This is a genomic window from Acidithiobacillus albertensis (assembly GCF_001931655.1).
In the GTDB taxonomy this organism is placed as follows: Bacteria; Pseudomonadota; Gammaproteobacteria; order Acidithiobacillales; family Acidithiobacillaceae; genus Acidithiobacillus; species Acidithiobacillus thiooxidans.
The window spans coordinates 1-1,652 of the sequence record NZ_MOAD01000104.1 but is presented as its reverse complement, the minus strand read 5'-3'; the positions used below and the strand labels follow the sequence as shown (position 1 = coordinate 1,652).

Sequence of the window (1,652 nt, the reverse complement as noted above, 5' to 3'; positions counted from 1 at the left end):
GGAAGCTGCAGCAGCTACGGATACCCTGCAAGGCCAGTCCGCCGAATTAGTGTTGTTGTTACGCCGCGCCTGGCTGCAAGCGCTCTATACCGACAAAGCCATAATGACGGTCCGGCATCAGGAACAGTTGCAAGCCGAGAGCGTGCAGGCTGCACTGGCGCTCTATCGATCCGCACGGGGATCAGAGGCCAATGTACTCCGGGCCCAACTGGCACGAGACGATCTTGCGAATGACATCAGCAAATTACAAGCCGAACGAACGCGCTATCTTGCACAAATTGCCCAGATCCTGAATCTATCGCAGCCACCTTCCATACAAAACCGATGGCCGCATCTTCCGTCGCCCAAAACCTTGCGAACCGCAGAAACCCGTCTTTTGGGGCAGCCTCTCTTGCGCTCTGCACAGGCGCAATCGCGCGCTGCGCAAATCGGGGTACAAGTCGCTCAACGGAGCTATTGGCCCAATGTTACCGTCAGTGCTGCCTATGGTCAGGATTTCTATCCGGGCAGTCCGAACTGGTTGTCTGTAGGCGTCAACCTGAGCCTGCCCATCTTTCCGGAAGACCGACAGGATCAGAATGTGGACGCCGCCCGAGCGCGGGCGCTGCAGGCCCAATATCGTTTTGACGACCAGCATTTAGCGCTGATCCAGCAGCTGCGCAGCACATTCGCCCGTTATACTGCGCTGAAAAAAGAATGGACACGGACCGATGAGCGTCTAGTACCCAAGGCACAGCAGGCATTTTCAGCGACGCTCGCTGCTTATACCTCTGGACAGGCCCACATGGATGCGGTGTTGCGCACCCAAAATGCGGTATTGCGCTATGCGCTGACCCGTCTGCAGTATCGCCGTGATCTCGCTCTCAGTGTCGCGGAGCTCGATTTCCTCACCACGCAAGGGAGGACAACGTCATGAAATTCCGTCAATGGACCCTCCCTGTGGGTCTCCTTGCGCTGGGTGTAGCCTTGGGTGCCGGCGGGGCTTGGTGGTTACGAACGCCCAGTGCCGTGCCGAATCTCACCAAAAGCCAACGGCCTTCCCCGAACAACAGCACCGACCAGCGCCATATTCTCTATTGGGCTTCCCCCATGAATCCCAAGATTCATTCGAATCACCCGATGAAGGACAACATGGGCATGGCCTATATCCCGGTCTACGCTCCCGGTACCAATGCACAAAAGCCCTCGGGATTGCATATCAATTCACAGATGGCGCAAAACCTGGGGGTCCGTCTTGTGCAGGTCCAGGAACGGCAAATGGGCCATACCATTCACACCGTAGGAACCGTGGCCGTGGACGAAAACCGAGTATATTCAGTGAACCCGCGCTTCTCTGGTTGGGTGGAACAGTTGCGTGTCAGGGCGGTGGGGGACACGGTGCAACGCGGCCAGGTGCTTGCCGAGATTTATTCTCCGGCATTATACAGTGCCCAGCAGGAGTATCTCATTGCGCGGCGCCAACAGGGACGAACGGCAGATCCCGCCCTGCTGGCGGCTGCTCAGACGAAATTGCAATTACTCGGGATGTCCAGAAACGAGATTACTGCACTCGCCCTGCACGGTCATGCTGAGCGGGATGTCGCATTAAGGGCGCCGGCTTCTGGCGTCATCGAGAAGCTCAACGTGCATCAGGGCAGCTATATCGCACCGCA

At 57.4% G+C, this 1,652-nt stretch carries 1 protein-coding gene and 1 pseudogene; both read left to right on the top strand.

The window, feature by feature from the left end; all coding sequences use genetic code 11:
- Positions 1-916, top strand: a 916-nt coding sequence (locus BLW97_RS18310; protein ID WP_075324194.1) for a TolC family protein, incomplete at its 5' end; no start/stop codon positions are given.
- Positions 913-1,652: pseudogene (locus BLW97_RS18305) on the top strand (efflux RND transporter periplasmic adaptor subunit); the annotation flags it as partial. The gene BLW97_RS18310 and the pseudogene BLW97_RS18305, both read left to right, overlap by 4 nt.